This is a genomic window from Methylobacterium sp. WL103, assembly GCF_008039885.1.
GTDB lineage: Bacteria > Pseudomonadota > Alphaproteobacteria > Rhizobiales > Beijerinckiaceae > Methylobacterium > Methylobacterium cerastii.
Genome location: NZ_VRUX01000842.1, coordinates 1 through 1441 on the forward strand (window position 1 = coordinate 1; position 1441 = coordinate 1441).

Sequence of the window (1441 nt, forward strand, 5' to 3'; positions counted from 1 at the left end):
GGCCTCCGTCGCGGCGCCGGCGACCGTCCGGGCGCCGGGCGACGCCGTCGTGGTCGTGATCCAGCTCGAATCCTTCCTCGATCCCGAGCGGCTCGGCGGGCCGCACCTGCCGGCGATGGACCTGATCCGGGCGCGCGCGAGCGAGTACGGCCGCCTGCGGGTGCCCGCGCACGGCGCCTACACCATGCGGACCGAGCACGCGGTCCTCACCGGGCGGGCCGCGGGCGAGCTCGGCTTCGGCGTGTTCGATCCCTACCTCGCCTCGGGCGGGAACGAGCCGGACAGCATCGCCCGCGCCGCCCGGCGAAACGGCTACGCCACCACCTTCGTCCACCCGTTCCACCGCGACTTCTTCCAGCGCGCCCGGGTGATGAAGGCGTTCGGCTTCGAGACCCTGGTGATGGAGGAGGCGTTCGCCGACGCGCCCCGGGTCGGCCCCTATGTCGGCGACGCCGCCTTCGGGGCGCGCGTGCGCGCCGAGGTCGCGGCACGGCGCGGGCCGCTGTTCCTGTTCGGCGTCACCATGGAGAACCACGGGCCCTGGAAGCCGGGCCGCCTTCCGGGCATCGACGACCCGCTGGCGCAGTACCTCCACCATGTCGCCGCCGCCGGGCGGATGGTCGAGGACCTCGTGGCGGCGCTGACGGGGCTCGATGCGATGCTCTGCGTCTACGGCGACCACGCGCCCGCGCTCCCGACCTGCCGGCCGGGCTTCGGCGACAGAGCGACGGACTACGCGCTGTTCCGGTTCGGCCCCGCCGCCGCGGGCGCCCCCCGGCGGGTCGATCGCACCGCGGACGACCTCGGTCGCCGCCTGCGGGCGGCAATCGGCCGGGACGCGCCATCACCGCACACCTGAGAACAAGCGTGGCCGTGCCACGGTGGTGACGCAATGCCGGGCGATGTCCGGGGCGCGCGCTTCCGGCGATCGTTAAAGCGATGGCAGGCTTTGGCGCGCAACGTCGAGCCACCAGGTCCGCGCTCCGTCCGCCCGCGCTCCGGCGAGGGCTCGGTTCGCACGGGCTCGCGACGCAGACGACAGGGTCATACGCGGGTTGTGTCCGGCCTCATCGGGGCGGGATCGGCCCCGGGAGTTCGAAGATGGTTCGTTTCACGGCGCTGTTCGCGCTGACCGCCTGCCTCGTCGGCGGCTGTTCGGTCCTTCCGGCTTCGGGTCCGACGGCGCGGGCCGTCGAGGCGGGGGCCGAGGTCTCGACGCCGGAGGGGCTGCTGGCGCGCTACGAGCTCGTGGACGTGACGCCGGCCGTGATCGAGGCCCTGCGCGGACGCCCGCTCGACAGCCTGCTCGCCTCCTTCGGCGACAAGCGCCCCTCGATCGAGCCGGTGATCGGGGTCGGCGACTACGTCGCCGTCTCGGTCTGGGAAGCCGGCTCCGGCGGCCTGTTCTCAGGACCCCTCGTCGCCGACCGCTTCTCCGCCG

Annotated in this window: 1 protein-coding gene and 1 pseudogene; both read left to right on the forward strand. The window is 74.2% G+C overall.

All coding sequences use genetic code 11. The annotated features are described in order from the left end of the window. Window positions 1-859, forward strand: an 859-nt coding sequence (locus tag FV222_RS25985; RefSeq protein ID WP_147816002.1) for an LTA synthase family protein, incomplete at its 5' end; no start/stop codon positions are given. A gap of 242 nt (window positions 860-1101) precedes the next feature. Then, a pseudogene (locus FV222_RS25990) lies at window positions 1102-1441 on the forward strand (sugar transporter); the annotation flags it as partial.